This is a genomic window from Neptuniibacter sp. QD48_11, from assembly GCF_047778095.1.
Taxonomy (GTDB): domain Bacteria; phylum Pseudomonadota; class Gammaproteobacteria; order Pseudomonadales; family Balneatricaceae; genus Neptuniibacter.
Map to the genome: position 1 here is coordinate 2,499,842 of NZ_CP180551.1, position 18,001 is coordinate 2,517,842.

At 41.9% G+C, this 18,001-nt stretch carries 19 protein-coding genes; 6 read left to right on the forward strand and 13 right to left on the reverse strand.

Features of this window, described 5'->3' with window-relative positions:
• Positions 1-261 precede the first annotated feature (261 nt).
• Positions 262-543 carry a DUF3081 family protein gene (locus tag ACMXYU_RS11575; protein ID WP_415898781.1) on the forward strand — a complete coding sequence of 94 codons (282 nt, stop codon included), beginning with the start codon at positions 262-264 and terminating at the stop codon, positions 541-543.
• 35 nt (positions 544-578) lie between these two features.
• Here ACMXYU_RS11575 and ACMXYU_RS11580 read toward each other — a convergent pair whose 3' ends face one another.
• On the reverse strand, positions 579-863 hold the full coding sequence (locus tag ACMXYU_RS11580; protein ID WP_415898782.1) for a hypothetical protein: 285 nt from the start codon (positions 861-863) through the stop codon (positions 579-581).
• A 123-nt stretch (positions 864-986) separates the two neighbouring features.
• Here ACMXYU_RS11580 and ACMXYU_RS11585 point away from each other — a divergent pair, with 123 nt between their 5' ends.
• On the forward strand, positions 987-2,186 hold the full coding sequence (locus ACMXYU_RS11585) for an RNA polymerase sigma factor RpoD/SigA (RefSeq protein ID WP_415898783.1): 1,200 nt from the start codon (positions 987-989) through the stop codon (positions 2,184-2,186).
• On the opposite strand, the gene ACMXYU_RS11590 is transcribed toward ACMXYU_RS11585, so the two are convergent.
• The 5 genes from ACMXYU_RS11590 to ACMXYU_RS11610 all read right to left on the reverse strand — a co-directional run bounded on the left by ACMXYU_RS11590 (position 2,183) and on the right by ACMXYU_RS11610 (position 6,759).
• Positions 2,183-3,742 (reverse strand): cryptochrome/photolyase family protein, encoded by a 1,560-nt coding sequence (locus ACMXYU_RS11590; RefSeq protein WP_415898784.1) that lies wholly within the window; start codon positions 3,740-3,742, stop codon positions 2,183-2,185. The two genes, ACMXYU_RS11585 and ACMXYU_RS11590, sit on opposite strands and share 4 nt — an antisense overlap.
• Positions 3,742-4,158 (reverse strand): DUF3429 domain-containing protein, encoded by a 417-nt coding sequence (locus tag ACMXYU_RS11595; RefSeq protein WP_415898785.1) that lies wholly within the window; start codon positions 4,156-4,158, stop codon positions 3,742-3,744. Before ACMXYU_RS11595 ends, ACMXYU_RS11590 begins: the two co-directional genes overlap by 1 nt.
• Positions 4,159-4,357: 199 nt before the next feature.
• On the reverse strand, positions 4,358-4,777 hold the full coding sequence (locus ACMXYU_RS11600) for a cytochrome b562 (RefSeq protein ID WP_415898786.1): 420 nt from the start codon (positions 4,775-4,777) through the stop codon (positions 4,358-4,360).
• Between the two features lie 189 nt (positions 4,778-4,966).
• Entirely contained in the window at positions 4,967-5,779 is an 813-nt protein-coding gene (locus tag ACMXYU_RS11605; protein WP_415898787.1) for a fatty acid desaturase, read from the reverse strand.
• A gap of 131 nt (positions 5,780-5,910) precedes the next feature.
• Positions 5,911-6,759, reverse strand: coding sequence for a LysR family transcriptional regulator (locus tag ACMXYU_RS11610; protein WP_415898788.1), 849 nt, complete (start codon positions 6,757-6,759; stop codon positions 5,911-5,913).
• Between the two features lie 118 nt (positions 6,760-6,877).
• Between ACMXYU_RS11610 and ACMXYU_RS11615 the strand changes: the two genes are divergently transcribed.
• Positions 6,878-7,555 carry an FMN-dependent NADH-azoreductase gene (locus ACMXYU_RS11615; protein ID WP_415898789.1) on the forward strand — a complete coding sequence of 226 codons (678 nt, stop codon included), beginning with the start codon at positions 6,878-6,880 and terminating at the stop codon, positions 7,553-7,555.
• Between the two features lie 21 nt (positions 7,556-7,576).
• Here the strand turns inward: ACMXYU_RS11615 and ACMXYU_RS11620 are convergent, their stop codons facing one another.
• From ACMXYU_RS11620 to ACMXYU_RS11640, 5 genes are all read right to left on the reverse strand, one after another.
• Positions 7,577-8,005 carry a DUF6010 family protein gene (locus ACMXYU_RS11620; RefSeq protein ID WP_415898790.1) on the reverse strand — a complete coding sequence of 143 codons (429 nt, stop codon included), beginning with the start codon at positions 8,003-8,005 and terminating at the stop codon, positions 7,577-7,579.
• Positions 8,006-8,046: 41 nt separating this feature from the next.
• Positions 8,047-8,628, reverse strand: a complete 582-nt coding sequence (locus tag ACMXYU_RS11625; RefSeq protein ID WP_415898791.1) for an NAD(P)H-dependent oxidoreductase — start codon at positions 8,626-8,628, stop codon at positions 8,047-8,049.
• Positions 8,629-8,849: 221 nt separating this feature from the next.
• Positions 8,850-10,031: an acetyl-CoA C-acyltransferase family protein gene (locus tag ACMXYU_RS11630; RefSeq protein WP_415898792.1), complete on the reverse strand. Its 1,182-nt coding sequence runs from the start codon at positions 10,029-10,031 to the stop codon at positions 8,850-8,852.
• Between the two features lie 326 nt (positions 10,032-10,357).
• On the reverse strand, positions 10,358-11,119 hold the full coding sequence (locus ACMXYU_RS11635; RefSeq protein WP_415898793.1) for a substrate-binding periplasmic protein: 762 nt from the start codon (positions 11,117-11,119) through the stop codon (positions 10,358-10,360).
• A gap of 344 nt (positions 11,120-11,463) precedes the next feature.
• Positions 11,464-11,709 carry a DUF2164 domain-containing protein gene (locus tag ACMXYU_RS11640; protein ID WP_415898794.1) on the reverse strand — a complete coding sequence of 82 codons (246 nt, stop codon included), beginning with the start codon at positions 11,707-11,709 and terminating at the stop codon, positions 11,464-11,466.
• 586 nt (positions 11,710-12,295) lie between these two features.
• On the opposite strand from ACMXYU_RS11640, the gene ACMXYU_RS11645 reads away from it, so the two are divergent.
• Together ACMXYU_RS11645 and ACMXYU_RS11650 are read left to right on the forward strand one after the other, a co-directional pair.
• Positions 12,296-13,990 carry a methyl-accepting chemotaxis protein gene (locus ACMXYU_RS11645; protein WP_415898795.1) on the forward strand — a complete coding sequence of 565 codons (1,695 nt, stop codon included), beginning with the start codon at positions 12,296-12,298 and terminating at the stop codon, positions 13,988-13,990.
• A 210-nt stretch (positions 13,991-14,200) separates the two neighbouring features.
• On the forward strand, positions 14,201-14,665 hold the full coding sequence (locus tag ACMXYU_RS11650) for a hypothetical protein (protein ID WP_415898796.1): 465 nt from the start codon (positions 14,201-14,203) through the stop codon (positions 14,663-14,665).
• Between the two features lie 186 nt (positions 14,666-14,851).
• On the opposite strand, the gene ACMXYU_RS11655 is transcribed toward ACMXYU_RS11650, so the two are convergent.
• Entirely contained in the window at positions 14,852-15,424 is a 573-nt protein-coding gene (locus tag ACMXYU_RS11655) for a YdeI/OmpD-associated family protein (protein WP_415898797.1), read from the reverse strand.
• A gap of 107 nt (positions 15,425-15,531) precedes the next feature.
• The gene (locus ACMXYU_RS11660) at positions 15,532-16,644 is read right to left on the reverse strand and encodes an ABC transporter substrate-binding protein (protein WP_415898798.1); all 1,113 of its coding nucleotides are present in this window, start codon (positions 16,642-16,644) and stop codon (positions 15,532-15,534) included.
• A gap of 418 nt (positions 16,645-17,062) precedes the next feature.
• Here ACMXYU_RS11660 and ACMXYU_RS11665 point away from each other — a divergent pair, with 418 nt between their 5' ends.
• On the forward strand, positions 17,063-17,860 hold the full coding sequence (locus tag ACMXYU_RS11665) for a substrate-binding periplasmic protein (RefSeq protein ID WP_415898799.1): 798 nt from the start codon (positions 17,063-17,065) through the stop codon (positions 17,858-17,860).
• The last annotated feature ends 141 nt before the right edge of the window (positions 17,861-18,001 follow it).

The window sequence follows — 18,001 nt, forward strand, 5'->3', positions numbered from 1 at the left end:
TCCGGATTGGTATATCGGCCGTAAACGTTTTTGATTGTTGATGATAGCGTTGCTGGTAACTGAGTAATAAATAGGGAAAAGCCAATCGCTCCCGGCTTATTACCTGTTACTCAACATTCACCTCACGGCAATGTGGAAGTAGCCAATCGATACTTCTTTAGGTTACTGGCAATGGCAACAAGTACCTTTGGGATATACCTAACGGTCACCCCAATTTGAGTCTGGCGTAAGCCAGACTCAGTTTTTTAAAAGGTCAAAACCATGCTTCGTTTAGTAAAGAAAGAATGCCAAATCGATTTAACTAAAGCTAAAGGTGTTTTCAATTACATTTTGCTGAAAGGCAAAAAATTAAGCCACAATCATTACAGTTACTTAGGGCTGGAGGCGATTCATAACTTTGATACTTGCACGCTGACCTTGTTCGATTCCAACGTGAAGTTAAATTTCACTATGAAAGATGATTATCAAACGAAACTAGTTAGCCCCGCGGGTTTTCGATTATTTTTGGAAAAAATAGAAACAATTTCCCAAAGGTACAGATAACTACACCTGTCACATACTAGCTTAGTTAACATCTATTAGCCGACCCTCTGCTTTGAAGCCCATTCGATATGACGTTGTATTTTCGAAGAACTCAGCAACTGACCCAGTGAGTGATATTCCTTCGCCAAAGTCATCTCATCAAATGCCCTATGGACCGCATCATGACAACATCGACAAATATTGATACCTCGATTTAATTCCTCACGACTATAACGCTTAGAGAAGTAATATCGTCTATGCATCTTCTTAGGAATTAGATGATGAAAAGTTAACAACAAGGTTCGTTTACATAAAGGGCATTCAGCCACAAGACTCTTCACCAACACGCCTCAAATTTGCAAAGGTTTTATATCTTTTACCACTTTATCAACAAGATAGATCAGCTTAAAAGAGATCTACCTCCCCTACCCTAGCGTAAGCAAAATAATATAACGAGGTGGTCTATGAATGATTTTACAAATTTGAAGTTGCAACCAAGTATTAACAATATATCTGAAGCAAGTGCATTGGATATATACAGCCAGCAGCTTGCGCAATTTGATCTGTTATCTATCGAGGGCGAAAGAGCACTAGGTAAAAAGATCAACAAAGAAATGTCTAAAATCATTTCAGAAATATGCAACCTTCCACAAGGCCTTGAGCAACTTTCGCACGTTGTAGAAAACTACCTTCACATCTACCAAAGCTCTGATGGCACAGCCACGAAACGCTGGAAATATGAGCCCGAACCAAGTTACATCGCTAATCTCGCTTCTACTTTAATTGATACGCTTGAAGTAATGCTATTTTTAGGTGAGACATCTAAAGAGAGATCGCATATCCAAAATAACTTAATTGCCCTTTTACAAAGCCTATCGCTTGGCCGGCAGCAAATCATAGAAATAGCCGAACCGTTACAAGATCAACGCGAGGAGCTGAAAGGGTTTATTCAAAATTACTTAACATTAAGAAGTGAACTGGTAGAAAAAAACCTACGACTTGTTTATACCGTCGCTGGCCGATTTAACAGCAGCGGTGTCAGTTACGATGACCTGATTCAGGAAGGTAATGTAGGCCTACTAAAAGCCGCTGATCGGTTTAATTTTAATAAAGGTTTTCGGTTCTCAACCTACGCCTTCTGGTGCATTCAGAATGTTCTTAAAACTGCGTTGCAGAAACGTTATCACACCATCTCTCGCCCCAGTTACTTGCAAGAGAAGCTCAGCATTATTAAAAAGGCTAGAGCAAAATTTGTTAGTCAACATGAAAGGCAACCCACCACAAAAGAGCTTGCGTCTTTAAGCGGTATACCACAAGCAACCCTAGAGAAGATAAACACCTTTCCTTCGGAACCTCTTTCCCTCAACCATGGTATTGGTTCTGAAGATGACAGCACCCTTCTGGAAGAGATCGTTGCTGATAATACAAACGAGACTGATGTTCTGTCTGAGCAACAACTAAAACGCAAACTCCTCGATCGTATCTGTAAGAAACTGACCGATAGAGAATATCTTGTACTTAAACTCCGTTTTGGCATCGACAGCAGACGAGAACACACATTGGAAGAGATCTCATACCAGCTAAATGTCAGCGTGGAGAGAGTTAGACAGATGCAAAAAAATGCTATGACCAAGCTGCAGAAACTAGATGTAACTTATGATTAATCAGGCTCTATCTGTAAAGCCTCTATTAAATTCGACCGCTGTTGCAGAATCAGTTGTTGATCCTCTGCAGATTTATTTTTCCAATGCTTCACCTGCATTGCTAATCGAGGGTTAACACTCAACAGCGCCTCTTTATCATGCACAAAAGCCCAATAAAGCGTGGTAAATGGACAAGCATCTTCTCCATAAGCCTTACTCGGGTTAAAACGACAACCACTGCAATAATTGGACATTTTCTTGATGTAATTACCGCTCGCAATATAAGGCTTAGACGCCAAAACGCCGCCATCTGCAAACTGACTCATTCCAATGGTATTCGGTATCTCTACCCATGCTACAGCATCTACATACATCGACAGATACCATCGATGGACCTGCTGCGGATCCACTTTAGCCAGTAAAGCAAATAAACCCGTCACCATCAGACGCTGAATGTGATGACCATAACCATATTCCAACACTTGCGAAATACTCTGCCGAAGGCAATTCATCTCAGTGTCAGCATCCCAATAAAAGGCTGGTAGCTGGTTGTGATGCTCCAATGCGTTCATCTGGCTCCACTCTTGTCTGTAGGTCCAATAAAGCCCCCTAACATACTCCCTCCATCCCAGTATTTGACGAATAAACCCTTCAACGGCATTGAGTGGGGCGTCCCCCTCCTCGTATGCATCGATAGCCTTTTCGATCACTTCTCTTGGACTTAATAATTTGAGATTTAAACTGGAGGAAATCCAAGCATGATAGAGAAAAGGTTCATTCACCCACATCGCATCTTGGTAAGAACCAAAGGAAGCTAAACGCTCTTCGATAAATTGATCTAAAAGCGTAAGCGCCTGCACTCTATTTACAGGCCATAAGAACTGATCCAGCTTACCTGGTAGGAGAGGTAAGCAGGTTTTTACATCTTCAATAACTTTCAAGGTTATCTCATCAGGAATTGAGCTAGGCATTAAACCCTTAGAGCTTGGCCCCGTTTTACCAAAGCTCTTGCGATTGTCCTGATCATAATTCCACTTACCACCGACCGGTTTGGTTTTATCGGCCATTAGGATCTGTAGATCCTTCCTAATATATCTATACCAGTGTTCCATCCGCGGTTGCTTTAATCGACTGATCCACTGGCTAAACTGTCCCGGTTGAGAGATAAAGTGGTTATCAGGCAACACCTCAAAAGGCACATTTAACTGATCAGTTAAAGCGTTTAGTTGATCCAGTAGTCGGCTATCCCCAGGTAAAACCACACGTATTTTTTCAGGAGATACTGCATCAGCCAGATCTGCTAGACCATCGCAAATAGAACCTAGGTTTTGACGGATATCGACATAATGAACAGCTAAACCCTTTGCCTCAAGTTCTTGAGCAAAATGCCTCATCGCACTAAGAAAAAGAGCAGTTCTATGTTTAGATGAGCCTTCCTGAACTGACTCCTCTGTAACTTCAAAGAAAGCAACCACATCCTGTTTAGAATCAAAACCACTAAACAATTCACTGTCGTGGTTAAGCTGATCTCCCAACACTAAGCAAACACTGCGGACAGAATTAACTATCTGATCCATTAAACAAGTCCACTAATAATGAGTGTTGAGCCTGCGACAACAGAGAGATGAGTTCTAAGTTTCCAAAATGCTTCAGGATAGATATTGATCAAGCTATGCATTTCATAAAGCCAAAGCAAAAAGAAAGAGGCACCCGCCAGAATCAACGGATGAGGCAGAGGGCAAACTAACCAACTCCATGCCCACAACATAGCAATGATCGATATCCATGCTTGATGTTTTGCAGCCCCAGTAGCCAAAGAGGCAAACCAGATCACCCCAGCAAGAAATGTAAAAATAAGCGCTGCATAACTTAACAACCAATCATCAAACAGAGCACCTTTATCATGGAAAAGCCAAGCTAATCCGATAAATGGTATTAATCCCGCATAGCCGAACAATCGATGAGTGTTGGTAAGTGTAAAACATGTAGACATATCAAATAGATCCAAGGAAGTGGAACAAAGCTGATTGGAATGATCAGCTTAAAAGGATTTAGATATGTTTACGCTGAAGAAGATGAAATCGATCAAATAGGGAGAAGCCTAAAGCAAGCATTACTTGCTCTAGGGCTGAAGGTCTGTGCCGATCATTGCGTTATGATTAAAGGAATGTAGCTGAGATCGGCGATATGCATTAATCGAAGATGCTAAGGAACAGCTCCCACTTACTTGGCTTAGCCTTCTTGTGATATTCCTTACGCAGCTCGTCTACTGCTTCAAGTTGCTTCTGAACCTGCTTTAAGTTGTCAGCCGTCGCAACTGGAATCCCATTTACCAGTTGTTCTACTTTTTTCAGACCTTCAAGAGAGATCACTTTGCGCTCAGGTGAAAAGTCATAAGCCTGCGCGTTTTTTAGATGATCTTTGAAGATATCCATTCGTTGGTTAAAACCCTCAGCCGAGCTACTCACCATCGCTTCTTTATACTGAAGGCGCATCTCTTTCATTGTCTGTTTTAATGTTAGTGGGTTACCAGCACTTACATACCCACTTGTTGTGAACATCACAGCTATTAACAGAGAACTAAATAACGTTTTAAAAGCAGAGAACTTCATAAAAATAAACCTATATCACATCAACATATTTACCGAGCGGGTAATATACCAGATCTGCCGATTAGGCTAAATCAAAGCAGATTAATCCACCAAGGGTAGATGATCGAAAAAACTCATCGCTCCCGCAGGCAAACGTTAATTGCTGCTTGGAAAACAAGAATGTTGCAGCTTCAACGGTGCGACATATCCTCAGCCTCTTAAAAGAACGCGAGTTAAGATGGACTTGCGATAGAGGTTTTCTGGAATTTGATGTTCTATCTTCGCATGTAGTTCCGGCAATCTGGACCAATGCACACCCTGCTTATGATGATGCGCTGTATGGTAACCAAGGTTTCCAGTTAGGCGATTAAAAAGTGGGTTTAGATTATTGTAGGAAGCTTCAAACTCATTATCTGTATCCAAACCAGAGTGATGTTCATATGTAACATAGGAGGTAAACAGCAAGCTGGTAATCATCGGTAAAACAAACAACAACAAGCCCGCAACAGGGTTATACCAAACCAATGCCGCAACAATAGCGAAGGTAATTGCGGTATAAGTCAAAAAGGTAGACAACTGCTTAGGATGCTTTTTACCTACTTGATAACCGCGACTATAGGCCGTTAAAGCAACATTCAATGTGTACTCAATAGCTCCCATCTGCTTACCATCTTTACGCTTCCAACGACTCTCATCTTTCTCTTGATCGAGGAAGTTAAGGTGATGGCCTAATACATGGTGCAAACGCCATAAATGCGTCGTTACCCCTGTATGCAAAGCATAAACAAACTCTAATACGCGATTTAGAACGTTATTTCTAAAAGTGAAAAGGTGTTGATGGTGGTGATTCCACGCACAGATCACCCCTTTTGGAATGATCATCAATAGATAGTATAGCGTCAGCGCAATAGGGTCACTCACTGTAAAGTAAAGTACAAAATCAATTACAGTCAGGCTCAAGATAATCAACACTGGCAAGCAGTCTTCTTTATACCTAAACCCGAGTAAACCACTATCTTTCATAAGAGATATCACGCCGAACTAAAATTGGCTGACAAACATAAAGGAAACAGCCTTAACTGTATATAAGAAATACTAACAACACCGATGAATAAGCCGGGTTATTGATCTAAGTAAACATCCGACTTTATTAGTTAAAACTGTTCTTCAAGCCACTTAGCGAAGATTCTCACTTGATGGGCATCTTCAGTATAAGGCGAGAGCCGGTAAGAATAGTTATAACCCGTAAGCCGTGGCATCCCTTTATCTTCAACTAACCAACCTTGCTGACAGGTACTTTCAGCCAGCACATCACTGATCAGTGCATACCCCTGTCCAGCTAGCGCTGCTTGTAATGCAAACTGCTCCTGATTAAAGCTACGAGCAGTATAAGTTAAATCATCGAAATAAGGTCGCCATTCGATATTAGCCAGAAAATCATCTTCCCACTCAGTAACAAATAGATTGGGATTGTCCGTAATCTGATCTAGAAAATCCTGCCTGGCATAGCAAGCTAACTGTTCTTGAGCTAACAATTTTTCCTGTGGATCATCACTCTCCAAGCCATAGCGTATCGCTAAATCAATCCTTCTATCATGCTCAAGCTCCACCAGCGTATTACTTGCACAGATTTCGATCTCGATATCAGGATATCTCAGATTAAATTCAGTAAGGCGTGGCGCCAACCATAAACTCGCAAACGAGGTACAGCAAGAGATCGTCACCCTATTAGTCGGTGTTTTTATCTCCTCTATACACATATGCAATTGATTGAGTACAGAGAGCGAGGTCTCAGCTAACTTCTCACCCTCAGGCGTAAGCTCGATGCTCCGTACCTTACGTTCAAACAGCGTTACATTTAACTGTGCTTCTAAACTTCGAATCTGATGTGACACCGCAGTGGGCGTGACATTCAGCACCTTAGCCGCTTGTTTAAAGCTCAAATATTGCGCAGCAATGGCAAAAGTTTTGATGGCATTTAACGGTGGCAGCTGACCCAACATAATCTAAATCCAAACCCATAGATGAATAAAACTTATTTATAAGCAGCAACTACTCGTTTGTCAAAACGTTGATTTAAGCGTGAAAATTAACCTAAATAAAATGATCACGGAGCTCCAGATGCCAACCATTCTACATATAGATGCCAGCGCACGTGGCTGGCAGCCAAACGGCGAGAAACATCAATCTATTTCACGCCATATAGCCCACCTTGCGGTAACCACCTTTAAAAATATGATCCCTGATTGCGAGGTTATTTATCGTGATTTAGCTAAGAAACCACCAGAATTTATCAATGAACAGTGGATTGCGGCATGTTTCTCGGAATCACCTACTGATGAACAGAATAAAGCCCTTGCGCAATCCGACCAATATATAGCTGAGATAGAACAAGCAGATATCATTGTGCTCTCATCACCTATGTATAACTACGGTATGCCCGCGGTATTAAAAGCATGGTTTGATCAAGTTATACGCATAAATAAAACTTTCTCATTCGATCTAGCTAGAGGTGATTATCCACTTGAACCTATCCTCAGTGGTAAGCAGTTAATCTTATGCACATCCTGGGGCGAATTTGATTTTGCAAAAGGAAAAGAACGAGCGCATTTGAACCACCTTTCACCGCATATTGAGCAGTTAAGTCCTTATCTAGGCGTAGATAAATTTTATGAAATCAGCAGTGAATATCAGGAGTTCTCGGATCAACGTCATAAAGCGTCATTAGAAGCGGCACAACTCAAGGCAGTTGAACTTGCACAATCCATAGCCGAAACCTATGCAACAGCTGTGGCTTAGAGCTTTTCGGAATAGTTTCAATTAACTTTGAACAGCGCCTTTAAACAAGGCGCTTTTTCGGAACAGATACACCGCCGCCACTAAATCAAACGAAATACACATAACTGCATACCACTCAGGTGCAAAGTGCCCGCCTGCTCCAACCAGATGCAACCCAACATCCCAAACAGGATGTAACAACCAACCCAGCGCTAAGAAATGAAGCCCAAAGTGTTTAGCCAATAGGTAGGAGCTGCCATATATCAACACGCCAACAGTTTCGATAAATAACCAAGTCGTACTCGCACCATAGAGCATAGCAAAACCTATATAAATCAGCGCAGCAATGACTAATGCTATACCAAAGATATTGATCTGCTCTTGCTCTGTTCTACCCTTTGCGAACTTAATTAAGAGTCCACCGCCCGTTAAACCGAATATTAACCACAGAATCGTATAGACATGCTCCATATAGCACCTACCACCAAACGATTTCCATCTTAGAAAAGATGTTAAAACTTAGCTTTAATCTTATTAACAAAAGCTTCTACACGAGCTTGAGAAGCTTTTTCACTTTTGTAAAACGACAACATCTGGAATTTACAGCCTTTGGTACACGCACCTAACAGAGCTATTTTGAGGACTTTCTTAACCGGCTGACGCAAGATGAACAGATCGACCCACCATGGCGAACCCAGAGTAGTAACCACTTTCACTTCTTTTAGATTATCTAAACGCGGCTGAATAGCACCAAGATCTTTGGCATGGTCATAAGCGAAACCCGGTGCCCAAACTCGATCAAACCAGCCTTTTAGCATCGCCGGAAAACCAAACCACCAAGTGGGAAAGATCAGTACGAGGGATTCAGCTGCCTGAAGTTGTTCTATATCCGCTTTTAATCGAGTGTCATCAAACTGATCAGCGTAGTAGCTCTTTCGCTCTGTCTCTGTAAGCGCGGGCTCAAAATCCGATTCGTAAAGATTGAGTAGCGTGATCTTATACCCCTTTGCAGTTAAGTGTTTAACCGTTTCATCGCAGAAATGATGACACAAACTATCCTTCAACGGATGGGTCAGAACTACCAAACACTTCATGCGAATCTCCTTAACTGATTACAGCGATGCCACACCCTATAGTGATCTGGATCCTATTTAAAGTCGTTAAAGTACAACAATAACGTTAGGAATAGTGACGGGTAGAGAAGAAATAAGGAAAGAGATATTTGGAGAGGATAATAACTTCGTGCAGACGCAAAAATACCTTACATCCGGTAACAACACCGAATGTAAGGTGGGCACTATTTAATCAAAGATGATTAAACGCGTTCAAAGATAACTGCGATACCCTGACCGCCACCGATACACATAGTTACCAGTGCATACTTACCTTCAATTCGTTCAAGCTCGTAGACAGCCTTAGTCGCAATGAAAGCACCAGAACAACCTACTGGGTGACCTAATGCAATGGCACCACCATTCGGGTTGGTTTTCTTCATATCCAAACCTAGGCCTTTAGCTACCGCAATCGCTTGAGCTGCAAAAGCTTCGTTCGACTCGATCACATCCATATCATCCAAGCTCAAACCTGCTTTTTGCAAAGCTAGCTTAGTTGCTGGAATTGGGCCTTCACCCATAATCTCGTTGGATACACCTGCAACGGCGTAAGACTTAATCTTAGCGATCGGCTTTTGACCGGCAGCTTCAGCTGCTTCAGCAGATGCCAATACGAAGAACGCTGCACCATCGTTGATACCCGATGCGTTGCCCGCTGTTACCGTGCCGTCTTTCTTAAATGCTGGACGCATACCTGCTAGTTTCTCAGCAGTAGTACCTGGCTTACAGTGCTCATCGGTATCGAAAACAACTTCGCCTTTACGTGTTTTCTGAACGATCGGTACGATCTGAGACTTAAAGCGACCTTCTTCAATCGCAACAGCCGCACGACGTTGCGATTCAGCAGCTAGTTCATCTTGATCTTCACGGCTGATATCCCACTTCTCTGCTAAGTTCTCAGCAGTGATACCCATGTGACCAGCACCAAATGGATCAGTCAGTACAGACACCATAGAATCCAGCATTGTGGTTTCACCCATACGAGCACCAGATCGCATCGCTGTGGATAGGTAAGCACCGCGAGACATCACCTCAACACCACCACCGATACCGTAATCGCAATCACCTAGCATGATCTGCTGAGCAGTGGTTACAATACCCTGCAAACCAGAAGAACATAGTCGGTTGACCGACATTGCTACAGACTCCATCGGCAGACCTGCCTGAATCGCAGCAACACGCGCAACATAAGCGTAGCGAGATTCTGTAGGGATACAGTTACCTACAGTTACATAGTTAATTTTCTCTGGATCAGCACCTGAACGATTAACCGCTTCCTTCATTACCTGACCTGCCAGCTCAGCCGGCTCCATAGTACTTAGGCTTCCGCCGAATGCACCGATTGCTGAACGTACAGCACTAAGAACTACAACTTCTTTAGTCATGATTGATCATTCCCCATATTGTTATATCGCCCGTAACTTCACGCAGAAATTAACTACCGGCTTATCGTTGTCCCATCTTTTTGAATAAGTGAGCAAGCGCTCATTTAGGCAAATCGAATAAACACAATATCACCGTGTTGTGAATAAAAAACAATCAACCATAGGTATAGGGGGCAGATGCTAGATGCTGGTGCTAGATAGAGTGTATGGAGGGTTAGCGAAGCGTAACCCAAAAGAATCGACAAGAATAAGTTCAAAACATGGTGCGATACAGTTCTTAATTGCATCCTACTGACTGAATGCCAGTTAGAAGGGCAAATCTGAATTTATAAGTATTTGTCTCTAAGCGCTTCTAATGTATTTTGAGATTGAAGCTTCTTATAGGCTTCATTCAGCTTCTCAATAGACAGCTTAGCTTTACTCTTTTTCGAGATTTGTACCCAAGGGGTATTTTCTTTGACCACCAGCGGTTCGCCAAACAAACTAAAGTCATCATTTAGTTGTTTAGCTGCGCTTAAAATAGGATCGATCGGTCCGATAATGCCATCCACTCGTCCCCTTTTGAGCATTTTAACGCCTTGTACAAAATCAACTGTACTGTACTTTCTAATCTCAGGGTCCTTATCAATTTGTTCACTGAACTTAGCCCCTCGCAGATAAGCAAGCTCCTTGCCTTTTAGACTCTCTACCGATTCAAATGCAGTACCCTTCAATCCAATCACTACGGTTGGCAAGGCAGGTAAAGGTGCTACATAGATGACATGCTCTTTTAACTCTTCATATTTGAACATGATAGTCATATCAGCCTTACCCGACTTTAACTCCCTAATAATGCGGCTGTAGGGAGCAATAGAGTTCTCTGGCTGATACCCCGCTTCTTCTATCAACTTATTTGCCATTTCATAGTAAATACCGCCTGTGCTAGAGCGACCTTTAATACCATAAGGGGGGAAGCCAATAGTCCGGATGACAACTGACTTTTTACTCTCATTTGAGAGATTGTATGGCTCCTCCACTAAGGAGCTTTCAGCTCTAATGACGCCCGGAAGGAATAATAAAAGAGATAAGAAAGTGAATAGGTATTTCATGCTTTTATTCTAGACCTAATCCAAACAACACAATGTACGGAAATCGTCTAAATGTTAGGGAACCTGCTAACAAGTCTAATGCGACTTTGCTATGCCCCTTGGGTACAGGCTTACAGAGCAATTGAAGCACAAGGCAATGATTACAGGCATGCTGGTTGCCTGGCGAAAATCATTAACGAAGTGATTCAGTTGCTCTGCAAGCCCCGTAGGGTGGGCTATAAAACGACCATCTACTTTGTCAGCAAGTTTGAAAAGGTCTAGACATTTCGCTGCACGGGCTTTCGCGTGTATGGTCGTTTTATAGCCCACTGAGAAAGTATGAGACTTATTCGCAGGTTCCTTAGTTACAAAGTGGGTTTCTCAAGCTCTTGAACTAGGTAACTCGCATCCTCAACTTTTTCCACAAATACGCGGTTTGCATCAGCTAGCGCTTGATTATAAAAATGAGGCCCAATCTCTTTAGCAAAGAACTCGATCAAAAACTCCGCTTCAAAACTGCCAATATCCTGATCCAGCTCATCAGAAAAATACCGCTTAATCTTACTCACCATGCGATCTGTTTGATCTTGAGATAACTTTATATCTTTCATAAATCCTTTGCTTTCTGGCTAACAACAACTGGGATAAACGATCTTAAACCATCTAAGGGTAATAAGATTCAATATATTCACCTTAAGCCATCCACCAACCACTAAGACCAACAACGCAGTCGCACAAAAATCTTAGATTTAGCGATTCTTTATCATCAATAAGCTAACCAAAGGAACACAAAGGCTGAGAACGGAAACAGGAATTTACCTAGGATCATCAGACATATAACCCAAGCCTATTTGAGTTATAGGGCAACACCAAAAAGAACCTCCACCAATGGCAATTTGCAGCACCAAACTTGAGCAACAACCCCGCCCCAAACTCAGAAAAACGCACCTTATTTGTGCACGTCTAAAGACATCTTGATTAATTGCTAAAAAACTAACAAAAAAATATAGATTTCTTTGTAAATCTACACATTTTGAAACAATTATTCTGTTATATTCAAAACAGCTAAAAAAGCAAATAAGCCTATGTTTTATAATGATTTAACACCACTTAAACCATACATAAAACAAGGTTTATATAAATTATAAAGTTACAACAAATTCACAAGTGCATAATTAAGAATGGGAGCGCATTTAGATGTTGCTTAGCTCACTCAAAATTTCTTCGCGGATAGCCCTGTTAGCAGGGATAAACTTATTACTCATCCTTGCCCTTGGTGGCGTCGCTACATACCAGATGAACAAGATCGGTATCGAGTTAATCGAAGTAGCAGAAGAAGACCTACCAATAACCAATATGCTTTCAAAAGTGGCTCAGCATCAACTAGAGCAAGCCATTCTTTTTGAGCGTAGCCTCTCTTACGCAACCGCAATAAAGTACGGTGATGATCGTTCACAAGAGATGCTGACAACAACAAAAGCATTCCACTCATTGGCAGATAAAGTTGATCAGGAGTTTAAGCAACTAGAAGAGCTGCTTGAGCATGCGATTACCAAAGCGCATAGCGCAGAAGCCAAAGAGCAATTTGAATCCTTACTCACAACCATTTTGGACATAGACAAAATTCACGCCGAATACGACGAGTTAGCTCTATCGTTATTCCAAAAGGTCAAAAATGGTTATGCGGCATCTGCTATTGCTTCAGCCGACCATATTATTGAACTCGAAGATAAAATTGATCATGAACTGATTGATGCGCTTGATCAGATTCAAGCCTTCACGCTTGAAGCCACACAGCGTGCCGAGCACGACGAGCTTAAAGCACAAAAGCTGATTATGATTATCTTTGTGGTCGCACTTATTTTGGGTGTTTCCCTAGCCTTGATGATCTCTCGTGCAATTACTGGCCCTGTGAGCAATATGCGTGATCGTCTAAAAGAGATCTCCGATGGTGATGGCGATTTGACTGTACGCCTACCCGTAAGCGGTCAAGACGAAACGGCTGAAGCGGCCGCAGCGTTTAACCGCTTGATGGAGAAGCTGGGTAAGATGGTGATGACTATCCGATCGACATCAACGCAACTGGTTCAACGATCTGAACAGTCGATTGTCTTGATGGACGCTACCCGCGACCAAGTTGAACAACAAAAACGCGAAACAGAACAAACTGCTACTGCTGCCGAGCAGATGTCAGGCAGTATCACTGAGATTGCGCAATCGACCGATCATGCAGCAGAACTTGGCCGAGGTGTGCTAGAAAAAGTTCAATCTGGTTCTGGAATCGCTAAGCAAAATCAGCAAGCGATAGAACAGCTCAATATCAATGTCGAAAGCGCTGCCACTCAGCTTAACTCTCTAGCTACCGAAACAAACCGAATCAGTGAAGTGCTAGACGATATCCGTGGCATCGCAGAACAAACCAATCTACTTGCTCTTAACGCCGCGATCGAAGCAGCACGTGCGGGCGAATCAGGCAGAGGCTTTGCAGTAGTAGCCGATGAAGTACGCACTCTATCTCAACGTACTCAATCATCCACTGAGGACATTCAAGAACTGCTAGAGAACCTACAATCAGCAACCAATGGTGCGATCTCTGTGATGCAAAAAGGCCAAGAGAATGCTGGCCACTGTATCCAACAAGCCAACCATACCGCTGCTGAACTAGAAGAAGCATCTGCAGCAGTTGAAGGAATGGCTGCAATGAATACGCAAATTGCCGCAGCAGCTGAAGAACAGTCGGCAGTGGTAAAAGAGATTCATGCCAGCCTTTCAAGCATTTCGCTTTACGCTAACAGCACCAATGACAGTGCAAACCAGACCTCTCATATAAATAAAGAAGTAAGTAATGAGTTACTTCAGCTTAACCACTTGGTCTCAGAACTAAGGGCTTAATTTAGTTGCTAGACAGGATGTAGGTTGGGTTAGCGAAGCGTAACCCAAAAAAATTGATCCCTCCGAGTCAAAACAGGGTGCAATACACTTCGTTATTGCACCCTACTTTCCAACCTAAACCCAATATACACTTTCATTACAACTTCGAAGTTTATAAGATAATTTCAATCATCAGTTCTGAAGAACAGAAACAATCAATGGAGTGAATATATGAAGATTGTCTATCGAGTTTTTGTGGGTTTAGGAGTCCTGTTCTGTTTATTTGCAGCTTTAGCATTTTATCTTTCTTTCAGCTCGGCACAATTTGTATCTAACCAAACCCAATTCATAAGTGATTTCACACAGGACTTTTCTGAGAACTGGGAAGTCTCAGATGTTTATGAACGACTTGATAACAATCTGATTCTAGAATTTAAAAAGCCTCAAGGTGCTGAAGCCCTTTCTCATTTTGCAGCTTTAGGCTCATTAAGTAACATCTCAGACATAACAATGGAAAGGTACAACGAGGGAACAAACGGTACTGTTGCCGTCCTGACTTATAAAGCAATTTTTCAAAACGCCAAAAGTGTTATCACTATTCAGTTAGTCAAACTTGATGATTCAGTAAAAGTCCAAGGTTTCTACATTACCCCAGAAGATGGCTTTCCAAATCAATTAACCAAACACGAAGCCTAACTTTATAGATATAGGTCTGTTTAGAGATTGATTTAGCAATACGTAATCCAAAGAATCAACGAATGTAAATCTAAAACCACGGTGCAATACACTTCGTTATTGCACCCTACTTAATGGTAAACCTCCCACCTATGTTGGTTAGCGAAGCGTAACCCAACAATTCCAGAATATTCTCGCCAATAATAATTATGGATACTCACCACGAGTAAGTGCACCCATATACTTATCAAATCGACGTTGGCGAGTATCAGGCTTTTTAGCGCTATCCAAACCATGGGCTATGACATAACGTCTCGATTTAGTCAGCGTTTCGTAAAACGCTTTCGCCTCTGGGTTATCATCAAGTGATTTAATGAAATCCTCAGGCACTTCCATTTCACTGGCGGTATAAGCATTTTCCCAACGACCATCAGTTTTAGCCGCATTAACTTGGACCATCCCCAGCTCAGTCATGCGGCCTTCACTAATCAGACGCTCGGCGTGATCTCTGTTTCGTTTTGACCAAACACTTTTCGCTTTCCTCGGGGTGATCCGTTGCAGGTAAGCTTGTTCATCAATCGACTTTTTAATACCGTCGATCCACCCCCAGCATAGTGATTCGACTACCACGTCATCCCAAGTCACACTGGGAATAGCGCATTTCTTCTTGAAGATCTTTACCCACAGCTCAGTTTTAGCTACATGGTTATGTTGCAACCATTGCCCCAACTCTTCAGCGGTAGCAAAAGATTTAATTTTCGTTGGATCAGGTTCGGTCATAGGCAAAGCTCAAACGATGCAGGGTTTTGAAAGTCAGGATCTTACGGAGTTTCACGATAGAAGGAAATAGAGCCTACCCACTGAAATGAGCTACTTTAATTAGAATATTAGGGGTCTAAATCAAGTGCATCTAGTACTGATTTAAGCTCAAAATTGTAATGCGTTACTGCTGGGTTATAAGTTTTAGAGAACGACTTAAAGTTAATTTTCTTCCAATTATTTTTTTCAATCAGAGGAGCATGATCTTCAAAATTTTCTTTCGTAATCAAGCTCATATTTGTTTTCATCTTAAGCCCTTCACTATCCATAAAGTCATGGCCGTTCAAAAAATCATAAACAACGACCAACGCCCAAGCGCCCTCCATAAAGTGACCTCCAGCTGTCGCTTGAATTTGGTTAAGGTCAACACCCTCTACGCCTTCTCTAGACCAATCAACACCGCCCACAAGAATGTTTTTCCTATAGTTTGGAGCGAGCGTTGTTAATGCATCAAAAACACCTAAAGCCATACCGTCACTTGCTGTCCACACTGCATCTACATTGGGGTAACGCAGGATAAGCTTATTAAATGTCCTACGTGCACGGCCTCTTTCCCAGTTAGCCCTCACAATTTGGAGCAAATTTGTTTTCGAATATTCTTCAATCGCTCGTTGCAAGCCTCGTTCTCGTTGAATACTGGCTGAGGTACCGTAAGGGCCACTAATCGCAACCATATTCACCGCACCGCCCTCAGAAGATTTACTGCTACGTTGTATCAGGTATTTAGCTAACTCGTAGCCAGCCATTTCATCATCCGGAAGCATTTCACCAATGTAATTTTTAAAATACTGTCTAGGCGATCCTATGGCCTTATCCAAAATAGCTGAATTTTCGATGAACACAGGCACCCCTGCCTGTTCAGAAAGTTTAAGAATTCTTGCACCGCTTTCTTTCACGCTAATCGCGATAATTGCGTCGAGTTGAGGGGTTGGAAACAGTAGTTCCTTCGCCTTCTCATGACCTAATAAGTGGTCATCATTGGCTTCTATTACGTGTAATTCGACACCCAAATCATCTGCAGCGGCCTGCATAAAACCAACAACAGGCCCGTAAAACATGTCATCTGCCGTTCGAGAGATGAAGTATCCAACTTTAAACGTTTCGGCGTAAGCAGCTGGGACACCCGTGATAAATGACAAGAGCAAGAAAATTAAGCTGAATTTATGTAGTAGCTGGAACATGTCGTGCCTCATATAAAATGAATCACTTCACTGTGAAATGGTGAGGGCTAACCAGCTAAAAAGTAATGATTTTCGGGTTGGAAGCCCTTAGGGCGTATGGACTTTAATTGGGAGTTAGATAGACAAGATTGAAATGCAGAGTTCATACCTTTCTATTTTGTGAGTCCTTTACAATTACCCATAGCAGTAATACGGCCATCTACAACGTTAAGTATTGTGAGTGTAGGCTGGGCTGTCAAAAAATTAAAGAATTGAACAAGGCTCTTTAATTACAAGAAACTCTGCCAAAGATAAAGGACGATATCAGGAAAAAACCTGATAGAGGTAGGTCTGCATCATCTACCTATATTACATCCGCCTTGTAAGTAGTTTTTCATTTTTTCTAAAGGAACTAGACTAAAAAGAAAAGATCGGCTGTATGATCAAACGTTTTTGTATTCTATTTATAGCGCTAACTCCTGTCCTCGCCAATGCATGTACTTTGACGATGGGCTATCGCACTAGCGAGAGAATGCCACTTATTCAAAAAGCACCTGATAATTCTGGCCTGTATAACGACCTCTATTCAAAGGCGAGTTCACTCATTGGTTGCAAGCTGGAAGTAGTGCGATTACCCAAAAAACGCATTCTTCATGCAATGCAGGAAGGTATTATCGACTTTTATCCAGGGTTTAACTTTTCCTTAGATCGTCAACCTTACACCTTTTATATTCCAAATGGTCTTACTACAAGTCTTAAAGTTATCTCACATATTAAAAGCCCTGAAGTAAACCATATAGAGGATATGCGAGGGCACTCAATGTTAGCAGCCAATGGTAACCCTACGTTTGGAGCAGCAGCTTATGGGATAACAATACGAGTTGTAGAAAACCTAGATTTACCACGTGCACTAGAGATGCTTGAACAAGGGAGAGCTGATTATTACCTTTATCAAAGTGATACTATTCGTTTTTACCTTAAAAAATATCCAAATACTAAAATTAAATTACATCCCTGCTGTTCTGCAGAAGAACCTATGTATTTAGGCTTTTCAAAGCTCTCTCCGCATTATCAACGGGTCGAAAACCCTAGTTATAAATCTAACTTATCACTCTCCATCAATAACGATCCTGACATACTCATACCTGATAGCCTGCCCCATAAACTACAAGAAGCATTAAAACTCCTCGATGATTCAGGATTTATCGATCAGCTTGAGGAAAAGTACTATGAATAATATCCATCTCCGTACTGCATGGTAGAAATTACGGAGGCCTCCCGTAACCTCATCCTTTCTAAAAGGGATAGCTGCCCACTAAACTAAGCGTTAACGCTCTAAAATTTCTAATGTTTGGCAATTAAATAGCTAAACTTCTAT

Excerpts from the sequence above, each read along its gene's own strand:
- ACMXYU_RS11575 (WP_415898781.1), top strand. The coding sequence starts at position 262 with ATGCTTCGTTTAGTAAAGAAAGAATGCCAAATCGATTTAACTAAAGCT.
- ACMXYU_RS11585 (WP_415898783.1), top strand. The coding sequence starts at position 987 with ATGAATGATTTTACAAATTTGAAGTTGCAACCAAGTATTAACAATATA.
- ACMXYU_RS11590 (WP_415898784.1), bottom strand. The coding sequence starts at position 3,742 with ATGGATCAGATAGTTAATTCTGTCCGCAGTGTTTGCTTAGTGTTGGGA.
- ACMXYU_RS11595 (WP_415898785.1), bottom strand. The coding sequence starts at position 4,158 with ATGTCTACATGTTTTACACTTACCAACACTCATCGATTGTTCGGCTAT.
- ACMXYU_RS11600 (WP_415898786.1), bottom strand. The coding sequence starts at position 4,777 with ATGAAGTTCTCTGCTTTTAAAACGTTATTTAGTTCTCTGTTAATAGCT.
- ACMXYU_RS11605 (WP_415898787.1), bottom strand. The coding sequence starts at position 5,779 with ATGAAAGATAGTGGTTTACTCGGGTTTAGGTATAAAGAAGACTGCTTG.
- ACMXYU_RS11610 (WP_415898788.1), bottom strand. The coding sequence starts at position 6,759 with ATGTTGGGTCAGCTGCCACCGTTAAATGCCATCAAAACTTTTGCCATT.
- ACMXYU_RS11615 (WP_415898789.1), top strand. The coding sequence starts at position 6,878 with ATGCCAACCATTCTACATATAGATGCCAGCGCACGTGGCTGGCAGCCA.
- ACMXYU_RS11620 (WP_415898790.1), bottom strand. The coding sequence starts at position 8,005 with ATGGAGCATGTCTATACGATTCTGTGGTTAATATTCGGTTTAACGGGC.
- ACMXYU_RS11625 (WP_415898791.1), bottom strand. The coding sequence starts at position 8,628 with ATGAAGTGTTTGGTAGTTCTGACCCATCCGTTGAAGGATAGTTTGTGT.
- ACMXYU_RS11630 (WP_415898792.1), bottom strand. The coding sequence starts at position 10,031 with ATGACTAAAGAAGTTGTAGTTCTTAGTGCTGTACGTTCAGCAATCGGT.
- ACMXYU_RS11635 (WP_415898793.1), bottom strand. The coding sequence starts at position 11,119 with ATGAAATACCTATTCACTTTCTTATCTCTTTTATTATTCCTTCCGGGC.
- ACMXYU_RS11640 (WP_415898794.1), bottom strand. The coding sequence starts at position 11,709 with ATGAAAGATATAAAGTTATCTCAAGATCAAACAGATCGCATGGTGAGT.
- ACMXYU_RS11645 (WP_415898795.1), top strand. The coding sequence starts at position 12,296 with ATGTTGCTTAGCTCACTCAAAATTTCTTCGCGGATAGCCCTGTTAGCA.
- ACMXYU_RS11650 (WP_415898796.1), top strand. The coding sequence starts at position 14,201 with ATGAAGATTGTCTATCGAGTTTTTGTGGGTTTAGGAGTCCTGTTCTGT.
- ACMXYU_RS11655 (WP_415898797.1), bottom strand. The coding sequence starts at position 15,424 with ATGACCGAACCTGATCCAACGAAAATTAAATCTTTTGCTACCGCTGAA.
- ACMXYU_RS11660 (WP_415898798.1), bottom strand. The coding sequence starts at position 16,644 with ATGTTCCAGCTACTACATAAATTCAGCTTAATTTTCTTGCTCTTGTCA.
- ACMXYU_RS11665 (WP_415898799.1), top strand. The coding sequence starts at position 17,063 with ATGATCAAACGTTTTTGTATTCTATTTATAGCGCTAACTCCTGTCCTC.